The organism is Cupriavidus basilensis, assembly GCF_029335485.1.
Taxonomy (GTDB): Bacteria; Pseudomonadota; Gammaproteobacteria; order Burkholderiales; family Burkholderiaceae; genus Cupriavidus; species Cupriavidus basilensis_E.
On record NZ_JARJLM010000084.1, the window covers coordinates 1 to 24,723 of the forward strand.

General features: G+C 64.7%; 24 protein-coding genes and 4 pseudogenes. 12 read left to right on the plus strand and 16 right to left on the minus strand.

Annotated features, from left to right (window positions below; genetic code table 11):
* Positions 1-131 precede the first annotated feature (131 nt).
* Both P3W85_RS04765 and P3W85_RS04770 read right to left on the minus strand, forming a co-directional pair.
* A pseudogene (locus P3W85_RS04765) lies at positions 132-338 on the minus strand (IS3-like element ISAzo10 family transposase); the annotation flags it as partial.
* 205 nt (positions 339-543) lie between these two features.
* Positions 544-1,734 (minus strand): MFS transporter, encoded by a 1,191-nt coding sequence (locus P3W85_RS04770; protein ID WP_276263937.1) that lies wholly within the window; start codon positions 1,732-1,734, stop codon positions 544-546.
* Between the two features lie 151 nt (positions 1,735-1,885).
* Between P3W85_RS04770 and P3W85_RS04775 the strand changes: the two genes are divergently transcribed.
* Positions 1,886-2,773, plus strand: a complete 888-nt coding sequence (locus tag P3W85_RS04775) for a LysR family transcriptional regulator (protein ID WP_276263917.1) — start codon at positions 1,886-1,888, stop codon at positions 2,771-2,773.
* A 2-nt stretch (positions 2,774-2,775) separates the two neighbouring features.
* Here P3W85_RS04775 and P3W85_RS04780 read toward each other — a convergent pair.
* The 3 genes and pseudogenes from P3W85_RS04780 to P3W85_RS04790 all read right to left on the minus strand — a co-directional run.
* Positions 2,776-2,874 (minus strand): annotated as a pseudogene (locus P3W85_RS04780) (LysR family transcriptional regulator); the annotation flags it as partial.
* Positions 2,875-2,890: 16 nt separating this feature from the next.
* Complete coding sequence (locus tag P3W85_RS04785; protein WP_276263918.1) at positions 2,891-4,114, minus strand: MFS transporter; 1,224 nt, start codon at positions 4,112-4,114, stop codon at positions 2,891-2,893.
* Positions 4,115-4,154: 40 nt separating this feature from the next.
* Positions 4,155-5,363, minus strand: a complete 1,209-nt coding sequence (locus P3W85_RS04790; protein WP_276263919.1) for an MFS transporter — start codon at positions 5,361-5,363, stop codon at positions 4,155-4,157.
* Between the two features lie 135 nt (positions 5,364-5,498).
* On the opposite strand from P3W85_RS04790, the gene P3W85_RS04795 reads away from it, so the two are divergent.
* The gene (locus P3W85_RS04795) at positions 5,499-6,086 is read left to right on the plus strand and encodes a TetR/AcrR family transcriptional regulator (RefSeq protein ID WP_017229065.1); all 588 of its coding nucleotides are present in this window, start codon (positions 5,499-5,501) and stop codon (positions 6,084-6,086) included.
* Between the two features lie 154 nt (positions 6,087-6,240).
* On the opposite strand, the gene P3W85_RS04800 is transcribed toward P3W85_RS04795, so the two are convergent.
* The gene (locus tag P3W85_RS04800; RefSeq protein WP_276263940.1) at positions 6,241-6,477 is read right to left on the minus strand and encodes a hypothetical protein; all 237 of its coding nucleotides are present in this window, start codon (positions 6,475-6,477) and stop codon (positions 6,241-6,243) included.
* 187 nt (positions 6,478-6,664) lie between these two features.
* Here P3W85_RS04800 and P3W85_RS04805 point away from each other — a divergent pair.
* A pseudogene (locus P3W85_RS04805) lies at positions 6,665-6,766 on the plus strand (IS5/IS1182 family transposase); the annotation flags it as partial.
* Between the two features lie 278 nt (positions 6,767-7,044).
* On the opposite strand, the gene P3W85_RS04810 reads toward P3W85_RS04805, so the two are convergent.
* Both P3W85_RS04810 and P3W85_RS04815 read right to left on the minus strand, forming a co-directional pair.
* The gene (locus P3W85_RS04810) at positions 7,045-8,277 is read right to left on the minus strand and encodes a type II toxin-antitoxin system HipA family toxin (RefSeq protein WP_276263920.1); all 1,233 of its coding nucleotides are present in this window, start codon (positions 8,275-8,277) and stop codon (positions 7,045-7,047) included.
* Complete coding sequence (locus P3W85_RS04815) at positions 8,277-8,756, minus strand: helix-turn-helix transcriptional regulator (protein WP_276263921.1); 480 nt, start codon at positions 8,754-8,756, stop codon at positions 8,277-8,279. Before P3W85_RS04815 ends, P3W85_RS04810 begins: the two co-directional genes overlap by 1 nt.
* A 350-nt stretch (positions 8,757-9,106) precedes the next feature.
* Between P3W85_RS04815 and P3W85_RS04820 the strand changes: the two genes are divergently transcribed.
* Positions 9,107-9,484: a hypothetical protein gene (locus tag P3W85_RS04820; RefSeq protein ID WP_276263922.1), complete on the plus strand. Its 378-nt coding sequence runs from the start codon at positions 9,107-9,109 to the stop codon at positions 9,482-9,484.
* A 195-nt stretch (positions 9,485-9,679) separates the two neighbouring features.
* On the plus strand, positions 9,680-9,838 hold the full coding sequence (locus P3W85_RS04825) for a hypothetical protein (RefSeq protein ID WP_276263923.1): 159 nt from the start codon (positions 9,680-9,682) through the stop codon (positions 9,836-9,838).
* Between the two features lie 137 nt (positions 9,839-9,975).
* On the opposite strand, the gene P3W85_RS04830 is transcribed toward P3W85_RS04825, so the two are convergent.
* Complete coding sequence (locus tag P3W85_RS04830; RefSeq protein WP_276263924.1) at positions 9,976-11,952, minus strand: acid phosphatase; 1,977 nt, start codon at positions 11,950-11,952, stop codon at positions 9,976-9,978.
* 41 nt (positions 11,953-11,993) lie between these two features.
* On the opposite strand from P3W85_RS04830, the gene P3W85_RS04835 reads away from it, so the two are divergent.
* Complete coding sequence (locus P3W85_RS04835) at positions 11,994-12,368, plus strand: hypothetical protein (RefSeq protein WP_276263925.1); 375 nt, start codon at positions 11,994-11,996, stop codon at positions 12,366-12,368.
* Between the two features lie 10 nt (positions 12,369-12,378).
* On the opposite strand, the gene P3W85_RS04840 is transcribed toward P3W85_RS04835, so the two are convergent.
* The 5 genes and pseudogenes from P3W85_RS04840 to P3W85_RS04860 form a co-directional block, all read right to left on the minus strand.
* Positions 12,379-13,401, minus strand: coding sequence for an aldo/keto reductase (locus P3W85_RS04840; protein WP_276263926.1), 1,023 nt, complete (start codon positions 13,399-13,401; stop codon positions 12,379-12,381).
* 34 nt (positions 13,402-13,435) lie between these two features.
* Positions 13,436-13,582: pseudogene (locus P3W85_RS04845) on the minus strand (cyclase family protein); the annotation flags it as partial.
* A gap of 32 nt (positions 13,583-13,614) precedes the next feature.
* The gene (locus P3W85_RS04850) at positions 13,615-14,724 is read right to left on the minus strand and encodes an alkene reductase (protein WP_276263928.1); all 1,110 of its coding nucleotides are present in this window, start codon (positions 14,722-14,724) and stop codon (positions 13,615-13,617) included.
* A 65-nt stretch (positions 14,725-14,789) separates the two neighbouring features.
* Positions 14,790-15,596 carry a 2,5-didehydrogluconate reductase DkgB gene (dkgB, locus tag P3W85_RS04855; protein ID WP_276263938.1) on the minus strand — a complete coding sequence of 269 codons (807 nt, stop codon included), beginning with the start codon at positions 15,594-15,596 and terminating at the stop codon, positions 14,790-14,792.
* 178 nt (positions 15,597-15,774) lie between these two features.
* On the minus strand, positions 15,775-16,977 hold the full coding sequence (locus tag P3W85_RS04860; RefSeq protein ID WP_276263929.1) for an MFS transporter: 1,203 nt from the start codon (positions 16,975-16,977) through the stop codon (positions 15,775-15,777).
* 103 nt (positions 16,978-17,080) lie between these two features.
* On the opposite strand from P3W85_RS04860, the gene P3W85_RS04865 reads away from it, so the two are divergent.
* Positions 17,081-18,007, plus strand: a complete 927-nt coding sequence (locus P3W85_RS04865; protein WP_276263939.1) for a LysR family transcriptional regulator — start codon at positions 17,081-17,083, stop codon at positions 18,005-18,007.
* Positions 18,008-18,085: 78 nt separating this feature from the next.
* Here P3W85_RS04865 and P3W85_RS04870 read toward each other — a convergent pair whose 3' ends face one another.
* Entirely contained in the window at positions 18,086-18,820 is a 735-nt protein-coding gene (locus tag P3W85_RS04870; RefSeq protein ID WP_276263930.1) for an IclR family transcriptional regulator, read from the minus strand.
* A 130-nt stretch (positions 18,821-18,950) separates the two neighbouring features.
* Between P3W85_RS04870 and P3W85_RS04875 the strand changes: the two genes are divergently transcribed.
* From P3W85_RS04875 to P3W85_RS04890, 4 genes are all read left to right on the plus strand, one after another.
* Positions 18,951-20,222, plus strand: coding sequence for an aromatic ring-hydroxylating dioxygenase subunit alpha (locus P3W85_RS04875; protein WP_276263931.1), 1,272 nt, complete (start codon positions 18,951-18,953; stop codon positions 20,220-20,222).
* 11 nt (positions 20,223-20,233) lie between these two features.
* Complete coding sequence (locus P3W85_RS04880; protein ID WP_276263932.1) at positions 20,234-21,016, plus strand: SDR family NAD(P)-dependent oxidoreductase; 783 nt, start codon at positions 20,234-20,236, stop codon at positions 21,014-21,016.
* Between the two features lie 9 nt (positions 21,017-21,025).
* Positions 21,026-21,985, plus strand: a complete 960-nt coding sequence (locus tag P3W85_RS04885; RefSeq protein WP_276263933.1) for a PDR/VanB family oxidoreductase — start codon at positions 21,026-21,028, stop codon at positions 21,983-21,985.
* A gap of 162 nt (positions 21,986-22,147) precedes the next feature.
* Positions 22,148-23,377, plus strand: a complete 1,230-nt coding sequence (locus tag P3W85_RS04890; RefSeq protein WP_276263934.1) for an MFS transporter — start codon at positions 22,148-22,150, stop codon at positions 23,375-23,377.
* Between the two features lie 280 nt (positions 23,378-23,657).
* Here the strand turns inward: P3W85_RS04890 and P3W85_RS04895 are convergent, their stop codons facing one another.
* Positions 23,658-24,116: a MarR family winged helix-turn-helix transcriptional regulator gene (locus P3W85_RS04895; protein WP_276263935.1), complete on the minus strand. Its 459-nt coding sequence runs from the start codon at positions 24,114-24,116 to the stop codon at positions 23,658-23,660.
* 65 nt (positions 24,117-24,181) lie between these two features.
* Here P3W85_RS04895 and P3W85_RS04900 point away from each other — a divergent pair, with 65 nt between their 5' ends.
* Positions 24,182-24,475, plus strand: a complete 294-nt coding sequence (locus tag P3W85_RS04900; RefSeq protein ID WP_276263936.1) for a DUF1330 domain-containing protein — start codon at positions 24,182-24,184, stop codon at positions 24,473-24,475.
* The last annotated feature ends 248 nt before the right edge of the window (positions 24,476-24,723 follow it).

The following is a 24,723-nucleotide window of genomic DNA, read 5'->3' on the forward strand; positions in this document are numbered from 1 at the left end:
ATAGCTATCTGGTACCTTTTCCGCTTTCCAAGCGGTTTATCGAACCCAAAGCCAACGCTGACGGCCGCTCGTGAGCGGCTTGGCAACAGCGGCAGCATGAACATTGTCTGTGACGCCATGACCACCACCGAGTCCCATTCAGGGTTAAGCGTCACGGCGCCGACGGGCGTCCAGTTACGCATGCTGCCTGACCAGCGAGCCGGGTTGCGTTCGCGGGCCAGAAGGCAGACTTCATGCCAAGCCGCGAGGATCTTCCGGTCATCGCCGACGTGCCGCTGCGATGGGCTGACATAGCGGATGCCGCTATGGCGGTGGTCAACGTTATACCAACGTACGAAGTGTGGCCGAGTGGCGATCGGCGCCAGTGGTGTCGCGGCCTCCGATGTGCGCGAAGATCGAGACGACCGCGCCGAGAGCCCCCTCCGGCGGCATGTATGCCGCAAAATCGGCAATTTCGGCGCGGTGCGAAGTGGAATTCTTCGGCGATGGCAGCGAAGCAACGAAGGTGGCGGAGTTCCGTGCCTAACCCTTCGCCTTTCGGCATCAATTTATGGCGCGCCTTGGCTTCGTGGGGAATCCGTGCGTGCTCGATGCCCAGACGACCGCCAAGCCGGCAATCAACAACACCAGCAATACCCACGGGAAAATACCGACGCCCGCCGTTCCCAGCAGCATGCCGCCGATGACGCCGCCAGCCGCGATAGCGATATTCCACGCCGTGACCAGGATGGATTGCGCTACATCCGCACCAGGACCTGCCGCTTCGGCCGACGCGGTCTGCAGCAAGGCCGCAGAGCCACCGAAGGTCAGGCCCCACACCGCGACCGCAAGATAGATGACAACCGGCTGGGAGCCGGCAATGCCAAGGGCCAAGGACGCCAATGCGAACCCGGCCAAGCTGAGCAGCACCAGCGAACGCAGCATGCGGTCGATCAGCAGGCCGCTGATCCAAATGCCGACCAGCGAGGCCACGCCGAAGACCAGCAGCACCAGATCGACCCGATCTGACAGGCCGGCCGGTGCCAGGAAGGGCATCACGTAGGTGTAGAGGATGCTGTGCGCCAGAACCCACAGCGCAAGAACTGCCAGCACTGGACGCACGCCGGGCGTCACGAAGACGCGGCGCACCGACGCGCGCTTCTCGGCCTCCTGCCCAGGATAGTCCGGCACCTGCAGGAAGACCCAGGCCATCACTGCCAGCGTGAGCAGCGAGATGACTGCGAATGCGCTGCGCCAGCCCATCGTGGCACCGAGCAGGGTTCCCAAAGGCACGCCCAGCGACAGCGCCAGGGGCGCGCCAAGCCCCGCCACCGCCAGCGCGCGTCCCTTGAGGTGATCGGGCACCATGCGTCGCGCATAGCCCGCCTGCATGCCCCAAATCAGGCCGCCCGCCATGCCTGCCAGAAAACGCGCGCCCAGGGCAACGACGTAGCTGGACGTCAAAGCCGTCAGCGTGTTGAAGACCAGCACTGCCAACAATGTCACGATCAGCAAGGGCCGGCGCCGCCAGCCCAGTGTCGCCGCTGTCAACGGGATGGCGGCGACCAGCGAGCCGATGGCATACAACGTGACGAACTGGCCTGCGAGCGCTTCCGACACGCCTAGGCCCTCGCTGATCTGCGAAAGCATGCCTGCCGGAATCGTCTCCGTCAGCAGTGCCAGAAATCCTGTCATTGCCAAGGCTAGCAAGGCGCCCAGTGGCAGTCGTTCCGCGCCTTTGAGCGGGGCATGCATCGTCGTCATTTACAGCCTTCCCATCATCAATCACCGCGCAGCCGATTGGCGCGCCTGAGTGTTCCAGACAGTTTGGGCCGCTAAAGATAAATGAAAAACAGGCTAAAGTTCCAAATACATATGACATAGCAGTCATCAATCGGAATCGAGCATGGACAATCTGGGCGCATTGAACGTCTTCGTTCGCGCAGGGGAGGCCCGCAGTTTCACCGCCGCCGGGCAGCAACTCGGCATTTCGGCATCGGCCGTCAGCAAGGCCATCGTGCGGCTGGAAGAGCGCCTGGGCGTACGGTTGTTCCATCGCTCCACCCGCACCGTGAACCTGACGCCGGAAGGCGCGCTGTTCCTGGAGCGTTGCCGCCGCATCCTCTGCGAGGTGGAATCGGCCGAAGCGGAGCTCCTGCACACCCAGAGCGCGCCACGGGGCAAGCTGCGCATCAGCTTGCCATCGGTCGGCACGCTGTTCATGCCCAAGCTGGCCGCATTCAAGCGGCGCTACCCCGAGATCGAGCTGGACATCGACTACTCGGATCGCCTGGTGGACGTCATCGAGGAAGGCTTCGATGCGGTGATCCGCACCGGCGAGCCCAGCGACTCTCGGCTGATGGCGCGCCGCATCGGGTCTTGCCGCAAGGTAATCGTCGGCGCACCGGCTTATTTCAGCCTGGCGGGCATCCCACTCAAACCGGGGGATCTGGCCAACCACGCTTGTCTGCTTTATCGCTTTCCCAGCACCGGCAAGCTGGATACCTGGCCGTTGGGGTGCACAGCCGACATGCCTACCATCGACCTGCCGGCCAGCATGGTGACCAATACCCTCGATCCGCAGGTGTGCTTCGCCGAGCAAGGGCTGGGGATCGCCTGCATCCCAGAGATCGCCGTGCACCGTCAGTTACAGCAAGGCAACTTGGTCACCGTGCTGGATGACTACAACAACGAAAGCATGGCCTTCCATGTGCTGTGGCCGTCGAGTCGTCACCTCTCGCCCAAGATCAGGGTGTTCGTCGATTTCATTGTGGAAAGCCTGTTCCCACTCTGATCTGATCGCGACGCGGGCTTGATGTGTAGCCGCTCGGCCCCGCGAGCGAAGCAGAGTTCTCCGGCGACGCTCAGGAAACAGCGCAAATGACGCAATTCCATAGCGCTCTCCGTCCCGTCATCCCGTTGTAGAACCGGCCCGCCTACCCGTGGCATCCGTTCTGTGTTCAGCCAGGCCGATACCGAAGGTCAGCAGCAATGCGACGGCGGCGAATCCGCCGGCCAGCCAGAGATTGGCTGTCAGGCCAAGCCCATCCACCACCTTGCCGCCCGCCCACGAGCCCAGTGCAATGCCAATATTGAACACGCCCACATATAGCGCGGTGGCAATCTCCACGGCGCCCGGCGCGGCTTTCATCATCCACGTCATCAGGCCGACCGACACGCCGCCATAGGCCAGTCCCCAAGCCAGCAGCACCACGCCACCGCCGATGTGGGAATCACCGACGGTCAGGAACAGCACCGGCGTGAGCAGCAGCCCCAGCGCGATCGCCGTCAAGTTCAGCGCCGTGCGCCGCGCCGCGCCGATGCCAGCCAGGAAGTTGCCGGCAATGCCCGCGATGCCGTAGGCAAACAGCAGTGCACCGATCCATTGCGCATCGAATCCCGACACCGACAACAGCAGCGGGCGCACAAAGGTGAAGACCATGAAGTGCCCGGCCACCAGCAGCAGCGTCAGGATCAGCCCGACTTGCAGCTTGCGGTTGCGAAGCTGTTCGTCGAACTGGCGCACGGTCGCCGAACTGGCAACGGGCAGCGAGGGAATGACGGCAAGATGCACGGCCAGCACCAGCCCGCTGAGCAATGCCATACTGCCAAAGGCCAGGCGCCATCCCGCGAAGTCGCCGATCAGCGCCCCGAGCGGAACGCCCAGCACGGATGCAGCCGCCACGCCGCCGAAAATGATGGACGTTGCCAGCCCGATGGCGTGACCGGGAACGAGCCGGGACGCCAGGCCACCGGCGATGGCCCAGATGCCGCCCATGCAGAAGCCGACGAGAATTCGGGCAGCCAGCATCCAGCCCATGCTCGGCGCCAATGCCGTGGCGATGTTGGCGATCACCAGCAGGCCCAGCAACCCGCACAGAATCCTGCGCCGATCCATACCGCCCGATGCAATCACCACCAGCGGCGCGAACAGGGCCGCCAGCAGTGCGGGCAGCGAGATCATCAGGCCAGCGGTGCCGGTGGAGGTGTCCAGGGTGTCTGCAATCGGCGTCAGCAGGCCGACCGGGAGCATTTCCGTCGTTACCACCGAGAAGGTGGCAAGGCCTACGGCGGTGACAGCCAGCCATGGGTTGCGGACTGCCGTTTCTGCGGCAGCAGTTGAAGGCGTGCTCATGGTTCAGATCCTTGAAATGGGGAAACAGGTTGAGCCGGCATCACACGGCATTCGGTACCGGTGAGCCATGCGCACGTAGACGCTGATACCCCCAGATCGCCACCAGCAGCACCAAGGCCCCGGCGCACAGGGCCACAGCAAATCCAGCCCGCGCCTCACCGTTATCCACCACCCGGCCGGACGCCGCCGCGCCCAGCGCCACGCCGACATTCAGCCCGGCCAGCAGCCAGGTCATGCCTTCGGTCAACCGGCGCTCCGGCACCAGGCGCTCGACCAGCGACATGGCCACGATCACGGTGGGTGCGAAGAACAGCCCCGCCACCAGCACGGCGGCGGCCAGTGCGGGGATGCTGCCGACCAGCGGCAGGGGCAGCGTCGTCGCAGCCGTCGCCAATCCGCCCAGCAACAGAAGGCGGTGCAATGGGGTTTGCAGCTTGAGTGCACCGAACAGCAGACCCGCCAGGCAGGAACCCACGGCATAGGCCGACAAGACCAAGCTGGCGGCCGCCGGCTGCCCCAGTTGCTCGGCGTAGGCCACGCTGACGATATCGACGGTGCCGACAATGACGCCCATCGCCACCATCAGCAGCGCCAGCAGCCATACGTTTTCCAACCGGATGACCGAACCGCTGCAATCCGTGGTGCCGTCCTGCGCTTCGATCGGCGGCTCGGTGCCGCGCTGCGCGACCAGAGCCAGCACGCCAAGGGTCAGCAGCACGGCCGCCAACAGTGGCCCGGCCTGCGGAAACACCGCCACCGACAACCCCACCGACATCGGTGGCCCGGCGATAAAGGTCACTTCATCGAACACCGTCTCCAACGAATAGGCCGTCTGCAAACGTGGCTGGCTCCGGTAGATCGCCGTCCAGCGCGCCCGCACCATCGCCGACATGCTGGGCATGAAGCCGCACAGCAAGGCGCCGACGAACAAAGTCCAGTCGGGTGCCTGCCACCAGGCACTGGCGAGCAGGAGCAGCACGCCGATGACGCTGATGGCCGTCGCCGCTGGCAGCACGCGGCCTTGCCCATGCCGATCCACCAGGCGGGAGATCTGCGGCGACAGCAGCGCGTAGGTCAGCACGAAGGTGGCGGACACGGCCCCGGCAAGCGCGTAGCTGCCGCGCAGTTGCGACAGCATGGTGATGATGCCGATGCCTGTCATTGGCAGCGGAATCCGCGCCAGCAGGCCTGCCAGGGCAAAGCCCTTGGTGCCAGGTGCGGCGAACAGTCCTCGGTAGGGGTTGGCCATCTCGTTCTCCAAGGTGCGCCCGCTTGCCATGGCGGCATGGTGCGGGGACAATACGTACAGCTCGTATGAATAAAATCATATATTCATACGCGATGAATGTAAACAATCATGCAGCCCGTATGTAAGGAGACGTTGATGGTTCGCCGTACCCGCGCCGAGATGGAAGAAACCCGTGCCACGCTGCTGGCGACGGCCCGCCAGGTCTTCAGCGAGCGCGGCTACGCCGACACCTCGATGGATGACCTCACCGCGCAGGCGGGCCTGACCCGCGGTGCGCTCTATCACCACTTCGGCGAAAAGAAGGGTTTGCTGGCGGCGGTGGTGGAACAGATCGACGCCGAGATGGATGAGCGCCTGCAAACCATCTCCGACACCGCCGAGGACGGCTGGGAAGGCTTCCGCAGCCGCTGCCGTGCCTATCTGCAAATGGCACTGGAGCCGGAAATCCAGCGCATCGTGCTGCGCGATGCCAGAGCTGTGCTGGGTGGCGCTTCGCCGGACTCGCAGCGCCACTGCGTCGAGTCGATGCAGCGACTGATCGACAATCTCATGCGACAAGGCGTTGTAGCCAAGGCCGACTCGCAAGCCCTGGCATTGCTGATCTACGGAAGTCTGGCCGAAGCGGCGTTCTGGATCGCGGACGGTGACGACGGAAACACGCGGCTCGCACAGGGTATTAACGCACTCGAACTACTGCTGCGCGGGCTCCTGGTCAAGCAATAACGCTGCGGCGTTCAGCGCCGTGATGAAAGGGCGCCGCCCAGCCAGGTCGGTCAGCAGGGAAACCTGGCAAAGGAAACAACTGCCCGGACACGCTTGGCTCTGTCCATGTGCATGTAATCCGCATACCTATGCTCCGATAGTGAATGAGACGTATTCACGTTTGTGGGCGCATGAAGTCCAGGATTTTCATGCTCTTGCTCACATAGACGTTTCGGCGGGCGAAACCAAGACAGGCGCAGGGCGCGCTGCGCGCCCATCCAGCATACGCAGCGATGGAGGCGATGGCTCGGTAAGGCAGCCTGCGGTCTGCAGATCGAAAAAGGTCAGGTCGCACCGGGCCAGACTGATGCGCACCGAAGCGATAGCCGCCGCGCCCGATGTCGATCGACACGACGCAGGTGCGCAGAGTCAAGGAGGCGCAGAAACCTGGTCGTCGTCTCCGAGGACCGTTGGGGGTTGGAGCCAATAGCTGCGCCGAGGGTCGCGGGTGCCGAGCAGCACGCTCTCGCGAGACGGGAAGGGAAGGTTTCGCTGCTCAATTTTTAATCAGGCCTGCGGAAACCCTGCGTGTAGCGCAGGTGATTCTCGACGGACGCACGCTCCCGTCCACGTGCGAGAGCAGGCCACGAGCCAGCTACGGCGGGTACAAGCGCAAGCCTTTGAGCCACCCTCGACTCGCTGATTTTAAGCGTCAGTTCGCCGATCTTCCTGCTGCACAGGATCCAGATTTCATGGCGCCACAAGCCGAGTCCAGCGCTGGCGAGCCGATGGTCCCATCATGGGCTTGCTGTCGCGCCAGCGTGGACAGCCTAACCACCGAAGGATGCGCGAGCGGTAATCCAGGAGAAAAGCGCTGCGTCGTATTGACATCCTGTATGCCATTGGCGAGTCGCCGCTACTGAACAAGGTCCCCTTCGGCGCGGCTACTGGGCCCAAGCGCGAAATGGCAGCGGCGCAGCTAGCGGAGCTCCATGGCAGGGGCGAAGTCAACCAGTGCGCTGCTACGCATGCCCAGTTGCGAGCCTACGCTACGCCAGGCGCTCACCGCCGCTTCCACCTGGGCCCAGATCGCGGCGGCGTCCTGCCGGGTGAGCCGGAAATACTGGGCGCCGTCCATGAGGGTCTGCTTGCTGTCGATGAGGCCGGAGTCCTCAGTGAGCCACGTCTTGCTCTCGCGGCGGTCGCCCGGCATTGGGTTAAGGTCGAACGCCGGCGCCAAGCGCCAACCCTTGCCGCGTGCGTCGTAGAGCAGCCCGGTATTGTGCAGGTGGTCGTCCGTGTTGCAGATGAGGAAATTGAAGACCAGCCGGCGCCACAAGTCTCGGATGTCGGCGATGGCCCTCGAGCCTTCTTTCAGAAGTACGTCCACCAGTTCAGTGTAGGCGCGCTCTTCCTCACGGCCGTCGACCAGCAGCATGGTGGCTGCGGACATGTACGGGATGCGCGCCCCATTGGCGGTGCGGTCAAAGCGCCGGATCACCGCCACCGCTGTGTCATTGATCATCGCCACCCGGGCGTCGGCAACGCGGATGCCAGCCTTGGCGGCGAGGTGCATGGCCAGCACTTCCCCGCGGACCACATCGCGCTTGTCCGCCTGGCTGGGAAACTTGCCCAAGGCCAACCAACCGTCAGTATCCAGCACGGTCGACTTGGGACGTGCGCCGCCCAGCGACGTGCCGCGCCCAATTAGATACCGGAGATCCTCGGCGCTCTCTGTGCCATCCTCCAGCGCCTGCGCCGCGTGCAGCACCTTGCCGAGTTCCACCAAGGGCGGAACGCGCCGATGGACGCCAGCGGCATGCAGATAGATCCGCTGCTCGGGATCGAAGAGGCGTAGCGCGCCGATGCGCGCCTCATCGTCGACCCACGTCAGATAGTCAACTGGATCCAGAGGGGGCACATCCCTTTCCTTCTCGCGCATCTTAGCGTGCGCGCGGCGGATCACGCGCTCTCCCCACGAGTCCGGGCCGGTGTCCTCCAGCGAACGGAAATACACTCCCGCCGGGTGCTGCACGGAGAGCACCGGCTGCAGATCCGGGGAAACGGCAAAGTAGCGATCGCTTTGGAGCCATTGCTCGTCGTAGCGAAACGCGCTGCGCTTACCGCTACTGAAGAGCAGACGGCCCACCACCTGACCGCCGGCACCGAGATGAACTTCCAGTTCCTGTCGCTTTGCTTGCTTGCCTGCCATCAGAAGCCCTCAAAGTCGTCCGAGTCGGTTGGCCGGTCACGGTTCGGAGTGCGATCATCCCGCTTCGTTTCGGAAGCCTCGGGAACGGGCACGCCCTCGCCGGCCCGCTTGCGGTAGGCGGCAGTACTCACCGCAACACTCGGTTTTCGACGTCCGTGAATGCGCTTCGGTAGTTGCTCTCGCGCCAGTTCCAGGCCCAGCGCATCCTGGTCCGGTGCTAGCACCTTCAGCATCCCGTCCAAGCGCCCCAGAATGTGCAGCGCGCGCAGAAAGGTGTGTAGCGCTGTGCCCGGATGACCGTCCTCCATGCGCCCGATGGTGTTCACCGACGTCCCGATGCGCTCCGCCAGATCCTCCTGCGTCATGTGGCGCGTGCGACGCGCCGCCGAAAGATCCTGTCCTAGCGTCCGTAATGCCCGCTCGACCGGCCGCGGCATGGCCACCTGCGCACCAGACCGCTTCGTTAAGTTCGCAGTCATCCTTAATCCCCCAAATATGAGGCCTTACATCCGCCAAGCCTCCAGATATGGATGATTATGCATCATATCGCAGGAAAACAGGATTACCCATCAAATTTGGTGGTTTAATACACTTAAGATACCAAATTTGCTAGGTTTAATATCAGGTCGATCGCGTCCTCGACCACACCAACGATCGGGCAGATGTGGTTGGCGCCCCACCCTGGCGCGCCGACACTGCCCCACGACGCCGTTGCCCCAAACCCAACGCATCTACGACTCAGGCTCACGCATGGCGACTACTACTATTGGGTAAAGCCAGGCGCCTGCGGTGTCTGGACCGCCTGTGTCGGCATTTGGTGGCCACAGGGGTGCGCGAGGACAATCCGGCCGAGACATGGGTCCGCGGGTGCTACGCAACTCTTGCTGCCGCCGCCGGTTGCTCGCCGGCAGCGATCAAGCGGAAGTCAGCGAGTTGCTGGGCACGAGAACCGCCGACCGATGCGTTGCTTCGCTTTATATTCATGGGACTCGTGACGCGATTCAAGGAGATCGAGTCCGAGCCTGGACGCACGCTATGCCACCCAATTGTGGAGAAATGGAATGTCGATCTTTCAGCCGGCTATGGTGAAATCAAACAACAGAAGCGGTCAGAATCATCCGTCCCAGCGTTCAATGCCATCGCGCGGAGGATGATCGACCGGACGCACTCCATGCAGGCGCTGTACGGCAAATGCGCGGGGCGGTAGCCTCCACGACCCGTTTCATCCCCTCACGATGCAGAGCGTCGGACGGCTTCGTTCCCCCTTGGATCGCCGAGAGTTCCCCGTCACCCGGTAGTACAGACCATTCAGGTACTGATGCCGCAATCCATGCGAGGTGACATGCAGCTCACGCTTGGTTTCCCCCTGGAATCATGACGCAACCACTGACGCGAGCAGGGCATGCTCGCGCGTCTCCCAATAGCCCTCTTGGTACTGCGGCGAGTGGCGAGCGACTACACGGGCGATCTGCGATTGATTGACGCGCATGAACGCCAGCTCAACTTCGGCGCGTACCTGTTTCTGCGTGCCAACTGGTGCCACGACTGGAATCGTCGCTGACTTGCGAACGCCGGCTTATCGGCCCTCTCAGCCATTCGACGAATGAGACATGGGAGAAAATCACAGGCAATGGAGACGTCACGGAACACAAGAAAGCCGCCCGGATCACGAAGGCGGCCTTCTTCGTTGTCAGAATATCAAGCCGTCCCGTCGATCCGCACCGACAAGCCCGTGGCCGTGTAGATGGCCGTGGTCTTGTAGCCCGGCACCGAGATGGTGGTGAACTGGCCCTTCAGGCTGGCGCTGGAAAGCAGGCTGATGGTGTCCCCCATCGCCGGCCGGAAGCCGCTGCGGAAGTTCACCGTCAACGTGCCGCCCGCCACGGTGGCGATGCCGCTGACAGCGAGGCGGCCGGCGCCCCCGCTGCCCACGTCCAGTTGCAACGTGGTGTTGGCCAGCTGCGTGTAGGCGCCAGCGAGCACCAACTGCGCGTCGGCGCTGGAAGCCAGCGTGCCGCCGCCGAGGTAGACGTCGCCCTTGCCGAAAGCCGTGGCCGAGAGGGCCTGCAACGTGCCGGCCGAGACCTGCGTGCCGCCGGTGTAGCTGTTCTGGCCGCCCAGGCGCAGCGTGCCGCTGCCCCGCTTGTTCAGCTTGCCAGCGCCGCCGATATCGTTGCGCCAGGTGTCGAGCACGTTGAAGCCGCCCAGGCTGGCGTCCATGTTGACCACCACGTCGCCATTGAAAGCGCCGTAGCCGTCCGCCGCGGCGAACAGGTTGATACGGCCCCAGCCCTCGGCATCGTCCATCACCGGATAGCCCGACGGCATTGCGGTGGTCTTCAGCACCACGCGGCGCTGGCTGGCATCCAGGTAAGGCAGGCGCGTTTCGAGCAGCACCTCGGCGCCCTTGGGCACCACGGCCGGCTTGGTGGTATCGGCGATCGGCGCGAAGCCGAAGGTCATTCTTCGGTTGTAGTTGGCCTTGTTGGTGGCGTAGTCCGCAAAGCGGTCGGTGACCGTGGTGCCGGAATGCGCGAAGTCGTTGAAGGCCAGCTTGGTGTCGGTCTTGGCCGCCGCCATCAGCGTGCTGTGGGCCTGGTCATACGCGGCGGCCTTGCGCGCGGCGTTGGCGCCGGTGGCGATGCTGGCGGCGGCGGTGGCCTGGCCCAGCATGCGGCCGCTGACCACGTCCAGCGGCGAGTGCATGCCGGCGATGATGCGGTTCTCGCCCAATTCCAGGCCGCGCGTGACCATTTCCTGGAAGCGCTCGGGCACGGCATAGGCCATGGCGATGGCGTCGCGCACGGCTTCGGCGGTGTGGCCGCTGGTGAAGCCGCCATCGGTGGCGGGCGTGGCACTCTTGGCCGGCGCCAGCGCGGGGATCACCTTGACGCTGCTGCTCCAGCGCCACGGGCGCGCGTACTTGTAGAAGCGCTTGGCCGGCTCGGTGGAGCCGTTCTCCCCGATGTTGCTGACAAAATCCACCACGGTGCCGAAGCTGGTGTTGGTGCTGCCGCCCACGCCGACGTTGTTGCCGCCGTCGTTGTACAGCACGGTAGTGGCGTCGCTGGCGATGCTGGTGATGGTGGTGGTCTGTTGCGCGGCTGCCTGCCAGGTGGCCGTCAGCGGGCCCAGGCCGTCGCTGACGCTGTAGCCCTTGTTGCGGCGGTCGTCCAGATAGGCGGCCAGTTCCTGCGCGGCGGTGCGTTGCGCGGTCACATTGGCCACGTATTGGATGTTGGCGCCGAGCACGCTGGCGTTGAGGATGGTGCCATCGGTACTGTCGCCAGGAATGCCGGTCCAGTTGGAGGCTACCACGGCGGGGAAGCTGCCATTGGCGGGCGCCGTGACCCCGGCGTCGACGATCAGCGTGCTGGGCTTCCACAGGTCCAGGAAGCCGGTCAGCACGCGCACGCCGGCGTTGGTTTCCTTGGTGGCGTAGCGCGCGTCGCCGCGCTGGTTGGTGTAGGCGTAGTCCACGAAGGGCAGCACGGCGGCCTGGTCGGCCACCGGTGCCGCGTCGGCGAAGCCCAGGTCCTTGGGCGCCGCGGGGATCGACAGCGGCTGCGTGACCGCGGATGTGGTGGTGGCATCGCCGCCACCGCCGCAGGCGGTCAGCAACATGGCGCCGATCAGCGCAGCGGTCAGGACGCGGAGGGAACTTGGAGGAAGCATGAGGCGCGGGCGCTTGGGCCGGGGGCATTGGAATCGGCGGAATGCTACGCAGCCATTGTGAAATCATTATTACTTTCAATGCACTTTCATGGTGCGCTGCGCAGCGGGAACGACTTCGTCTCAGCTCCGCCGTCTGCAAATGGCTCGAGCGCCGTGCCTCCCTGCCCTACTCCGGGGATCTGGTGTTCTCGCTCAAGCCCAGCAGCACTCCGATCGCGGAGATGAGCTTGGGAAGGATCGTGCGCGCAGCGCTCGCGACGATTGATCTCGAGGCGGGACGATATGAGCCCCCGGATCCTGCGAAAACCATGCTGCCGACGCCAACTGCTCGCTGGACGCTCGAGCGATGCGATCACACGGACATTCGCGCGGTCGGGCGCGACATCCTGCTGCCCCGATCCGCGCCCGCCTACTGAGACGGGCTTCTCAGGCCGATGCGGACGTTGCCTCGGCGCCGGACGGCGTCAGTGCATTCCCGGCGATCAGGCCTTCGGCCTTGAGCGTATCCCACAGCGCCGCGGGGATCGGCGCCGCTGCCAGTTGCAGGTTCTCGCTGATGCGATCGGGCCGGCTCGCGCCGGGAATCGCGCCCGCGACGGCCGGATGCGCAAGCGAGAACTGCAGCGCGACCGCCTTGATGTCGACACCGGACCGATCGCAGATCTGCCGCATGCGCGCGACGCGTTCGAGCATTTCCGGCGGCGCGGGCTGATACTCGAAGTGCTGGCCACCGGCAAGCACGCCGGAGTTGTAGGGGCCGCCGACGATGATGCCGAGTCCACGCGCTTCGCAGGCCGGCATCAGCCGCGCGAGCGCGTCGGCGTGATCTAGCAGCGTGTAGCGTCCGGCGAGCAGGAAACCGTCCGGATCGGCGCGGTCGAGCGTGAGCTCGCACGGTTCAATGCGGTTCACGCCGAGCCCCCAGCCCTTGATGACCTTCTCGTCGCGCAGCCGCGTCAGTGCCTTGGCCGCGCCCGACATCGCCACGTCGAACACCTCGCGCCACCGGTCGCCGTGGAAGTCGACGGCCGGATCGTGAATCCACACGGTGTCGAGCCGATCGGTGCGCAGCCGCTTCAGGCTCGCTTCGATCGAACGCAGCGTGCCGTCTTCGGTATAGTCGTAGACGATCTTGTTCGGCAGCCCATGGCGGAACAGGCCGCCTTTCTCGCCGAGATCGCGCTGCGAGGCATCCTCGTGCTCGTCGAGGATCAGCCGGCCGACTTTCGTGCCGAGCGAATAGGCATCGCGCGGGCGTCTCGCGAGCGCCTCGCCGAGCCGCAGTTCGGCGAGGCCGGCGCCGTACAGCGGCGCGGCGTCGAAGTAGCGGATGCCGTTTTCCCAGGCGGCATCGACCGTGGCCAGCGCCTCTTCGCTCGGGATATCCCGGTACATATTGCCGAGCGGCGCGGTGCCGAAGCCGAGGCGGGAAGGGAGTGTGATTCTCATGCTATGTCTCGAAGGTAACGAACGGTAGCGGACCTCATCGGATCGCGACCGGATTGATGTTGACTTGCGTGGAGCCGACGTACAGCGGCTGGCCCAGCACGAACAGGAATTCCCACGCCTTGTCGCGCACGAGCGCGCGGCTGTCGATCAGCTCCAGGTTGTAGATGCCGCGCTTCGCGAGGGTCTTCATCATCATCGATCTCCTGTGCGCGCTCACGCCGCGGCCAGCATCGGGTAGTCGGTCAGGCCGCGCGCATCGCCGCCGAACAGCGTGCCGCGGTCATGCTGCGCGAGCGGCGCGCCGATGCGCAGGCGCTCGGGCAGGTCGGGGTTCGCGACGAACGGACGGCCGAACGCAACCATATCGGCCCAGCCCGCGGAGATCGCTTCGCGCGCGCGTTCCGCGGTGTACTTGCCTGCATAGATCAGCACGCCGGGGAAGGCGTCGCGCAGCTTCCGCTTGAAGGCCACCGGCATCAGCGGCGCATCGTCCCAGTCCGCTTCCGCGATGTGGACGTAGCCAACGCCGAGTTCGCCGAGCAGCTTCGCCGCGGCGAGGTACGTCGTTTCCGGATCGTCGTCGACGCAGCCGTTCAGCGTCGTCAGCGGCGCCAGGCGGATGCCGACGCGCGACGCGTCGCCCGTGCCGTCGATCAGCGCCTGCGCGACTTCGCTGAGGAAGCGCAAGCGGTTGGCGAGCGAGCCGCCGTATGCGTCCGTGCGCGTATTGGCGTTCGAGTCGATGAACTGGTTCACGAGGTAGCCATTCGCGCCGTGCAGCTCGACGCCATCGAAGCCCGCGTCGACCGCGTTGCGGGCGGCGGCGCGGTACTGCTCCACGATGTCGCGGATCTCGTCGACGGTCAGCGCGCGCGGCGCGGATGCCTGGACGAAGCCCGGCGTGCTGCCGTCTTCGCCGGCGATGAATACCTTCACGCCTTCGGCCTGGATCGGCGACGACGACACGGGCTGCTGGCCGCCGAGCAGGCTGGTGTGGCTCAGCCGGCCGACGTGCCAGAGCTGCGCGAAGATATGGCCGCCGGCCGCGTGCACGGCGTCGGTCACCTTGCGCCATCCAGCGACCTGCGCGGGCGTATGGATGCCGGGTGTCCACGCATAGCCCTTGCCGAGCGGCGCGACGTAGGTGCCTTCGCCGACGATCAGGCCGGCGCCCGCGCGCTGCGCATAGTACGCGGCCATCAGATCGTTGGCTTCGTCACCGGGCTGGCTCGCGCGCGAGCGCGTCATCGGCGGCATCACGATGCGGTTCGACAGCGTCAGCGCGCCGAGTCGCAGCGGTTGAAAAAGAGGATCCTGGGTCATGATGTGTGTCCGGTCGGGCCCGCGGCCAGCGGACCGCAGACAAATCGAAGAAGGAGCCGGCGCGTTCAGTCCCACTGCGGCGCGAGGCCGTCGGGGCTGACTTCGCGGCCGTTGCGTTCGAGCGCGGCGATCTGCGCCATGTCGGCATCGCTCAGGCGCAGCGTCTGCGCGAGCAGGTTGCTCGCAAGGTTCTCGCGCCTGGTCGACGACGGAATCACCGAGTAGCCGAGCTGCAGCGCCCATGCGAGCACGACCTGGGCCGGCGTCGCCTGGTGCCGCTGCGCGATCGCGCCGATCAACGGGTCGCCGAGCACCTTGCCGTACGCGAGCGTCATGTACGACGTGACGTGGATGCCTTCGCGCTGCAGGAATTCGACGAGCCTGCGGTTCTGCAGGTATGGGCTCAGCTCGATCTGGTTGGTCGCGATCGCGTCCTTGCCGACCGCGGCGATCGCCTGCCGCGTCAGTTCGATGTTGAAGTTCGAGATGCCGATCTGCCGCGTCAGGCCCTTCGCCTTCGCGTCCGCGAGCGCGGCCATGAATTCCTCGATGGACACGCCGTTGCCGGACGCGGGCCAGTGGATCAGCGCCAGGTCGACGTAGTCGGTGCGCAGCTTCGCGAGGCTTTCCTCGAGGCTCGGCACGAGCTTGTCCTGCGCATAGTGGTCGACCCAGATCTTGGTCGTCAGGAACAGGTCGTCGCGGCGCACGCCGGAAGCGGCGATCGCCTCGCCCACTTCGGCTTCGTTGCCGTAGATCTGGGCGGTATCGATCGCACGGTAGCCGACTTCGAGGCCGTTGCGGACCGAGTCGATGACAACCTGGCCTTGCAGGCGGAACGTGCCGAGGCCGAAGGCGGGAATCTTGCTCATCATGTGCTCCTTGGAGTGGATGGATCGGTTCGATCTGCCAGGCATTCTGGCGCTTTGGACTGATGAAATAAACGCCGCTAGCGAACAAACATATTTGACTTAAAATCAAGTATGAAGGCGCCGGGCGCGATGGCGCCGCAGCGGTTCGTGTGGATCGGGGGCGAGGTCAAGATGGCGTTCAGTGGGCAAGTTCGACGGGTTCTGCCGTGCGTTGGGGCAGGCCTTGGCGCTGGTCAAGCGTGCCGCTCAGCGCGGTCAGCGCGAACGCGCCGAGCGTCACGGCTGCGGCGATCCACGGCGTATGGCCAAGGCCGACGTGCGCGACGATCAGCCCGCCGAGCGACGAGCCGCCTGCGACGCCGAGATTAAAGGCGGCGATATTGAAGCCCGAGGCGACATCGGTGGCGTCCGGCGCGAAATGCCGCGCCTGCTTGACGACGTAGACCTGCAGGCCCGGTACGTTGCCGAACGCGACTGCGCCCCATGCGAGCATCGTCAGCACCGCCAGCCACGCGTGGTGGACGGTGAACGTCAGCGCGAGCAGCACCACGGCGAGCAGCAGAAAGATCCGCTTGAGCGCCTTGACGGGGCCGACGCGATCCGCGAGCTTGCCGCCCCAGACGTTGCCGAACGCGACCGACACGCCGTAGCCGACGAGCACGAGGCTGACCTGCGACGGCGTGAAGCCGGCGATCTGCTCGAGCAGCGGCGCCATGTAGGTGAAAGCGATCAGCGAGCCGCCGTAGCCGACTGCCGTCATCGCGAACACGAGCAGCAGGCGCGGCTGCGTCAGCACACGGAACTGCCGGGCGAGCGGCGCGGGTTCGGTGTGCGCCAGGCGGCGGGGCACGAAGGCGAGCGCGCCGACGAAGGCAATGAGACCGAACAGCGCGACGATCAGGAACGTCGCACGCCAGCCGAAGTGCTGGCCGATGAAGGTGCCGAGCGGAATGCCCGCAACGAACGCGACGGTCATGCCGCTGAACATGGTCGCGATCGCGCTCGCGGCCTTGTCTTTCGGCACGAGCGTCGTCGCGATGATCGAGCCGACTGAGAAGAACACGCCGTGCGCCAGGCCGGTGAGAATACGGGCGACGATCAGCGATTCGTAGCTGGGCGCTTGCCATGCGATGAGGTTGCCGACGGTGAAGAGCGCCATCAGTGCGGCGAGCAGCGTCTTGCGCCGCACGCGGCCGGTGAGCGCGGTGAGGAGCGGCGCGCCGACGGCGACGCTGAGCGCATAGAGACTGACGAGCAGGCCCGCGGAGGGCAGGCTCACGCCGAGATCGGACGCGATCGTCGGGATCAGCCCGACGATCACGAATTCGGTGGTCCCGATGGCGAATGCGCTGATCGTCAGCGCAAGCAGGGCGAGTGGCATGATGGGCATCCGTGGGTCCGGTGAGAATGGACCGCAGTTTGCCCGCTTTACTTTTGCGGAAAAACTGGTCTATAAACGAATATATTTTGATTTCAGATCAACAATGAAAGTCACGCTCGACGAACTCCAGGCATTTGCGACGGTGGTCGACACGGGTTCGATCACCGCGGCCGCAGAGCAGCTCGATCTCACCGTGTCGGCGACGAGCCGCACGCTCGCGCGGCTCGAGGAAAAGCTGAAGACTACGCTGCTGCGCCGGACCACCCGCCGCCTGGCCTTAACCGAGGAAGGGCAGGCATTCCTGCAGAATGCGCGGGCGATCATCGACTCGGTCGAAGGCGCGGAAGAGCAGATGCTCGCACGGCGCGAGAAGCCATCAGGGCGCTTGCGGGTCGACGCCGCGTCGCCGTTCATGCTGCACGTGATCGTGCCGCTCGTGCACGGCTATCGCGAGCGGTTTCCCCAGGTGGAGCTGGAGCTGAACAGCAATGAAGGCATCATCGATCTGCTCGAGCGGCGCACCGATGTCGCGATCCGGATCGGCCGCCTGAAGGATTCGACGCTGCACAGCCGGCTGATCGGCAACAGCCGGCTGCGCATTCTCGCCAGTCCCGCGTATCTCGACGCGCACGGTCAGCCGCGCAAGGTCGAGGATCTCGGCAAGCATGCGCTGCTCGGCTTCAATCAGCCCGAGTCACTGAACGTGTGGCCGATACTTGACGCAGACGGCGAGCCGTACCGCATCGCGCCGGCCGTGTGGTCATCGAGCGGAGAGACGCTAAGGCAGCTCGCGCTCGATGGGGCCGGTATCGTCTGCCTGTCGGATTTCATGACCGCGCAGGACCGCGAATCCGGGCGTCTCGTGCAGATCCTCGCGCGCCACACACAGGACGTGCGGCAGCCCATTCAAGCCGTCTATTACCGGAACACGGCGATTTCGTCGCGGATTGCGTCGTTCCTCGATTATCTGATAGAAGCGCTCGGCGGCAAGACCCCCGCGCGGCGCGCGGCGACATGGACAGATCAATGACGGACGCTCGAGGCCAAGCGCGATCAGACCTCAAGGATCTTGCCCGAAACCAGAGGTGCTCTGGACTACTGGATGGCCTTAGGCGGATCGCTGCCCGAGGGCCTTCGAAAGCGTTGCCGCCTCTGTCACCAGCAAACGGCTGAACGCAGACACCCTGTCCTCGGTCAGGCGCACTCCAGGGCCGAAGATGCATAGCGAGCCCGCGACCCGATCCGCACCGTTGAAGAACGGCGCGGCCAATGCGACGGCGCCTTCGATCAATTCGTTGCGGCTGACCGCGTAGCCGCGCTGGCGAATGGTGGCCAGTTCGGCCGGATCGACCGGTGCATCGAGCGCTTCTGCAGTGCCACCGTCCATATGCGCCAGGATTGCGCGCCCGCTGGCGCCTAATGCCAGCTTCTCCCGATATCCCAGGCCACGGCGGAAGCTCAAGGGTTGCGCGCTCTCGATCTCGGCTACGCACAAGCGGTACGCGCCCTCCGGTACGAACAACGCCACGGTTTCTCCGGTCGCCTCCCACAGGCGGCGTAGCGGGGCCTGGGCGATATCGGCAATCCGATGGCTCGCCGCCCACACGTAGGTCAAGCGCGCCACGGAACTCCCCAGCCGGAAGCGCTGCGGCTCCCCGAACGACACCAGAAAGCCGTTGTGCTCGAGCGCATTGAGCAGGCGGTACAGGGTCGGCCGGCTCAGATCGACCCGCTTGAGCAGGTCCGCCACCGTCAGGGCGTCGTCACCCGGACGGAATGCGAGAAGGATGTCCAACGCGCGGTCCACGGCGCGCACGCTGTCCTGGTTCTTTTCGACTTCCATGTGATCTGTTCCCGTCATCTTCGAGCTTTTCATATTCGCCATTGTATTCAAAGTTGATCTTGACCTTTGTCAAATTGTCCGTAGAATGGATTTCAATATCACCAGACGGACAACGCAAGGAGATGTAGAGATGGACGAGAACACGTCGGATTCATTGGTGCGCACCGGCGCCGGCACGGCAATGGGCAATCTGATGCGTCGGTACTGGGTGCCGGCGCTGTTGGTGAGCGAAATCGCCGAGCCGGACTGTCCGCCGGTACGCGTGCAGATCCTGGGCGAAAAGCTGCTGGCGTTCCGTGACACCGAGGGCAAGGCCGCACTGATCGATGAGTTCTGCTCGCACCGAGGCGTGTCGCTCTACTTCGGCCGCAACGAGGAGAACGGCATCCGCTGCGCCTACCACGGTCTCAAGTTCGACCGTGACGGCAACTGCGTGGATGTGCCCTCGGCGCCGCAGGCTTGCAAGCACATGGGCGTCAAGGCATATCCATGCATCGAGCGCGCGGGCATCGTCTGGGCCTACCTGGGCCCGAAGGACAAGCAGCCCGCTCCGCCCGACGTGGAGTGGTGCAACCTGCCGGAGAGCCACGTGTACGTCTCCAAGCGGCTGCAGGAGAGCAACTACCTGCAGGCCATGGAAGGCGGCATCGACACCAGCCACGTGTCGTACGTGCACCGCTACGAGGTCGACGACGACCCCATGCACCAGGGCACCGAGGCGCTGAAGTACATCAAGGCCGACGGCAACGTGGTCTTCGAGATCGAGAAGACGCCGGTCGGCCTCACGCTGTTCGGCCGCCGCAACGGCGACGCAGACACCTATTACTACCGCATCACGCAGTGGCTGTTCCCGTGGTACACGCTGATTCCGCCGTTTGGCGAGCACGCGCTCGGCGGCCACGTGTGGGTGCCCATCGACGACCACAACTGCTGGGCCTGGAGTATCAACTTCCGTCCCGATCGCCCGCTCACCGAGCAGGAGCTGGCCGACATGAAGGCCGGCAAGGGCATCCACAACGAATACGAAGAAGGCACGTGGCGCACCAAGGCCAACAAGGACAACGACTACCTGATCGACCGCCAGGCGCAGAAGGACAAGCGAGCGTATTCGGGCGTGTTCGGCTTCGCTGTGCAGGATTCGTCGCTGCAGGAAAGCATGGGCCCGATCCAGGACCACAGCAAAGAGAGGCTGCTGCCCACCGACCGTGCGATCGTGATGTGCCGCCGCATGCTGTACGAGGCTGCGACGAACATGCAGAGCGATGTCGAGCCGCCCGCGCTGGACGCCAGCGCCCAACGCGTGCGCGCCGCTGGCGTGCTGCTGCCCAAGGACCAGAAGCCGCAGGACTGGGCGCGCGTGCACCTGGACGACGGCAAGGACCAGCCGGTCTACTCCGTGTGAGAGCGCCACTAATGGAACATCGCAACCGACTCCAGGGCAAACGCGCCCTGATCACGGGCGGCGGCGGCGGCATCGGCGCCGCTACTGCCAGCCTGTTCTGCGCGGCAGGTGCTTCGGTCATGCTGGTCGACGCCAGTGCCGAAGCGCTGGAACGCACCGCCGCGGCCATTGCCGGGCGCGTCCCGGGAGCGCCACTGCAAACCGTGGTGGCCAACGTGAATGACCCAGCGCAGGCCCATCGCGCCGTGCAGCAAGCGGCGGAAAAGTTTGGCGGGCTGGACGTGCTGGTGAACAACGCCGCCATGCGCAACTATTCGGCGATGGCAGATGCCACGCCGCAAGAGTGGCACGCCATGGTCGATGTCAACCTGGTGGGTACCTCGAACTATTGCAAGGCCGCGCTGCCCCTGTTGCGGGCCGCCGGCCAGGGAAGCATCGTCAACGTCTCGTCCTGCTACGCTGTGACCGGGCGCAAGGGCATGGGCCTGTATGACGCAACCAAGGCGGGCATGCTGGCCATGACGCGGACGCTCGCCTTTGAGGAAGCGGCGCATGGCGTGCGGGCCAACGCGGTGTGTCCGGGCTCGACCCTGACGGACTTCCATATCGGCCGCGCCGAGGCTGCCGGCAAGAGCCTGGACGTGCTCAAGGATCAGCGCCAGGACACCTCGCTGCTCGGGCGCTGGGCCTCGCCCGACGAGATTGCCTGGCCGATCCTCTGGTTGGCCAGCGACGAGGCCTCGTTCATCACCGGCACCACGCTGATGGTGGATGGTGGCTTGCATGTGATGTAGGAGGGCGTCATGGGTGCATCCCAACTCACCGTGCGCGTTGTGCGCAAGCAGATGGAGGCAGAAGGCATCTGCAGTTTCGAACTGGCCGACCTCGCCGGTGCGCCGCTGCCGCCGTTCTCCGCCGGCTCGCACATCGACGTGCACATTCCGGGCGGTATGACACGGCAGTATTCGCTGTGCAACCCGCCTACCGAGCAGCAAAGGTATGTGATCGCCGTGTTGAACGACGCACAGTCGCGCGGTGGTTCCCGCGCCATGCACGAGGCCGTACAGGAGGGCAGCACGCTGCAGATCGGTACACCGCGCAATCACTTCCCGCTCAAGCCGGAAGCCGGCCGGCACCTGCTGCTGGCTGGCGGCATCGGAATCACGCCGATGCTGTGCATGGCGGAGGCCTTGGCGGACGAAGGACTTCCGTTTGCCATGCACTACTGCGCCCGCTCGCGACGGTGCGCCGCCTTTATCGATCATCTTGCGCACGCGCCATATGCCGAGCGGGTGCAGTTCCACTTCGACGACGAAGACCCGGCGCAAAGGCTCGACATCCCGGCCCTGCTGGCTGAGGCCAGCGCCGAGGTGCATCTGTATGTCTGTGGCCCCAAGGGCTTCATGGACGCGGTGCTCGACACGGCCCGCCGGCTTGGCTGGGCAGACGAGCGCCTGCACTATGAGTTCTTCGCAGCCAGCGTCGATATCGCCGGTGGCGCATTCGAAGTAAAGCTCGCCAGTTCGGGAAAGACCGTGGTCGTCCCGGCGGAGCACACCGTAGCGCAAGCGCTGGCCAACGCCGGCGTGGAAGTGCCGGTGTCCTGCGGACAGGGCATCTGCGGCACCTGCCTGGTACGCGTGCTCGAGGGCGAACCCGACCATCGTGACCTCTACCTCTCTCCCGAGGAGCAAGCGAGGAACGATCAGTTCACACCATGCTGCTCGCGCGCCAGGTCGCCGACGCTCGTACTGGATCTGTGAGCCGGACCGGTGACGACAGGAAACTGCCACCGGGTGAAACCATGCAGCAAGAAGAGCGGACGACCGAGCCGCCGTCCACGGGAATATTCCCGGACATCTGTACCCGATACACCTGATACTACGCGGAGCGCTCCCACGCAGACGCCCGCGATGGAGGAGACCATGAAGACAAGCCTTTCGATGGCGGAGAAGGCGGTCGACGCCGCGTCGCCCGCCCAGGCCGACGCGGCACGATACCGCTGGGTGGTGCTGGCGGTCGTGTGGGCGGCGTTCCTGCTCAGCTATGTGGATCGCGTGGCGTGGAGCAGCGTTGCCGCGCCGGTCGGTCATTCACTGGGCCTGTCGGTGTCGATGCTCGGCGCGTTCATTACCGCGTTCTATATCGGCTATGTGCTTGCCAATATCGCGGGCGGCATCCTGACCGACGTGCTCGGCGGCCGCGCCACACTGACCCTGGCACTCGTGCCGCTAGGGGTGTTCACTTTCTGCTTCGGCTTCGCGCATACCCTGTGGACCGGCATTGCCATCCAGTTCGCGATGGGCCTGGCCGCCGGCGCGGACTATTCGGCCGGCATGAAGATCATCGCGGCGTGGTTCCATAAGGACCGCGGCCGCGCGATGGGCCTGTACACAACCGCCACGTCGCTGGCCATTGTGCTCACCAATGCCACCGTGCCGACCATTTCGCAGTGGTATGGCTGGCAAAGCGCCTTTCGCCTGCTTGGGATTATCACGCTGGCGTGCGCGGCTGTCGCCTGGTTTGTCTTGCGCGACGCCCCCGAAGGAGAGCCGCCCATGTCGCGCATCAGAGCTGCCGACATCCTGGTGCTGCTAAAGAACCGAAACCTCATCCTGCTTGCCATTGCGGGCTGCGGCGGCTTGTGGGCCACCGTGGGCTTCGGGGCATGGGCCAATGCATTGATGACCAGGCAATACGGCATTACTCCAGTGACGGCGGGTTCGATTGCGGCCACCTTCGGCATTGGCGCCGTCATCGCCAAGCCGGTGCTCGGATGGCTCTCCGACTTGCACGGCAACGCCCGCAAGCGGATCTCCATCCTGTGCTTGTCCGCATTTGCCGTCATGCTGATGGTCTTCGGACAGAGTTCCACGATCAGCCAGTTCTACCTGATTGCCCCCTTGCTGGGCGCAGTCGGATTCGGCTATACGCCCGTGCTCATGGCCCAGATAAGCGACGCCTCCGGCCGCAACTCCGCCGGTGCCGCCGCTGGCCTGACCAATGCGATCTGGCAATCCGGCAGTGCCATGTCACCGCTCGCGGTGGGCTACTTCTATGGGCAGACGCATTCGTTTTCGGTTGCGTTGCTGACACTTGCTGTCGGGCCGGTGATTGCGGTGGCAGCCCTTTTGTTCCTGTCGCGCCGGTCGTAGGATGAATCTCCGTTCTTGAGCGGATGTACCGTCTGTGCTGATGAATGACGGCATTCGGAACGGGCGCGGCCATCGCACCCGCCGGCCGGATGTCGTCTTTTCGGCCGAAACGGTCACAGGCCTCAACCCGGGCGAACGTCGCAAATGGTCGGTAAGAGCCGACCGGCTCACGACTGGTGGAGGTCGCTTGCCGGCCACGAGCGGCCATAGCCGTAAAGCGCGAAATGTTCCCCCCTAGCTTTTCTGAGGTTATCTCGAGCCTCGTCCCACAAATGTCATTTCATGTACATGAGGATTCTGCGGCCTCGGCCAACTCCGCCATTGCCTGCCTTGCCGAACGAAGTTCTGCATCGCCCATGCGACGGGCGAGTGCCGCCTTGGCCCAATTCCACACCGGGAACGCATCGACCACGAGTTGACGCCCGGATGTCGTCAGAGCCAGTCGCTTTCCAGCGCGGCCACGTCCGCCTTCAGCGCGGACCAAATCTCGGCTCTCCAGATTCTGAATATTTCGGCTGAGGGTGGTCGGATCGACCCCGGCCCTATCCGCAAGATCGACGAGCGTCGCCCCCTCGGCCGCACCGATCCCAACCAAGAGGCTGAATTGCTCGGCCGTCAGCCCGAGCGGCTTGAAGCAGGCATTGTAATATCGCGTGAGTGCGCGCGCCGTTGCACGAGCCTGGAAGCCCGGACACTCCGCTGCGACGCCCTTCAAAGATTCTGGATCAAAACCGTTCACGTCTACCTCCTTGACAACCCCATCCTCGCATAATAGTGTATATACATTATTAATGAGAGGCACCTATGCCAGCATACGTACACGTCAATCTACGCGTCATCGACTCCGCCAAGCAGGCCGCGCTCGCTCCACGCTTTCAGGCGGCGCTAAAAGAAGCGGGCGGGCAGATTCTACATTTCGGTCCTGTTGCACAGATTCTAGAGGGGGATGAGGTGCCGCTGCCGATGGCCGGCGTGTTTGAGTTTCCGACTCTCGCCCAAGCGCTAGCCTTCTACAATTCCGAGAGGTATGCGCCGATCAAGGCCGAACGCCGGGAAGCCCAGCAAGCGCGCATGTTCATAGTCGAAACGCACTCATGAGTGACCGCTTTCGGGAGGCGTGACGGTCCGGAACGGATCGGGAAGCGACGGCCGGCCGCCTGATGACCGAGGTCCCTTCCCGGCCAGGAGCGGTCAGTCGTCCCCGGATTCCCAATGGCTGCACCGGCCGAATCTTCGACACATCAACTAGAGCGCCTCCTGCAGTCACTTTCGGATCCAATTGGAATATGCAGTGCGATGGACCGGAACACCCGTCCATCTCGAGTCACGTCGTTCGCCTGGGGCGC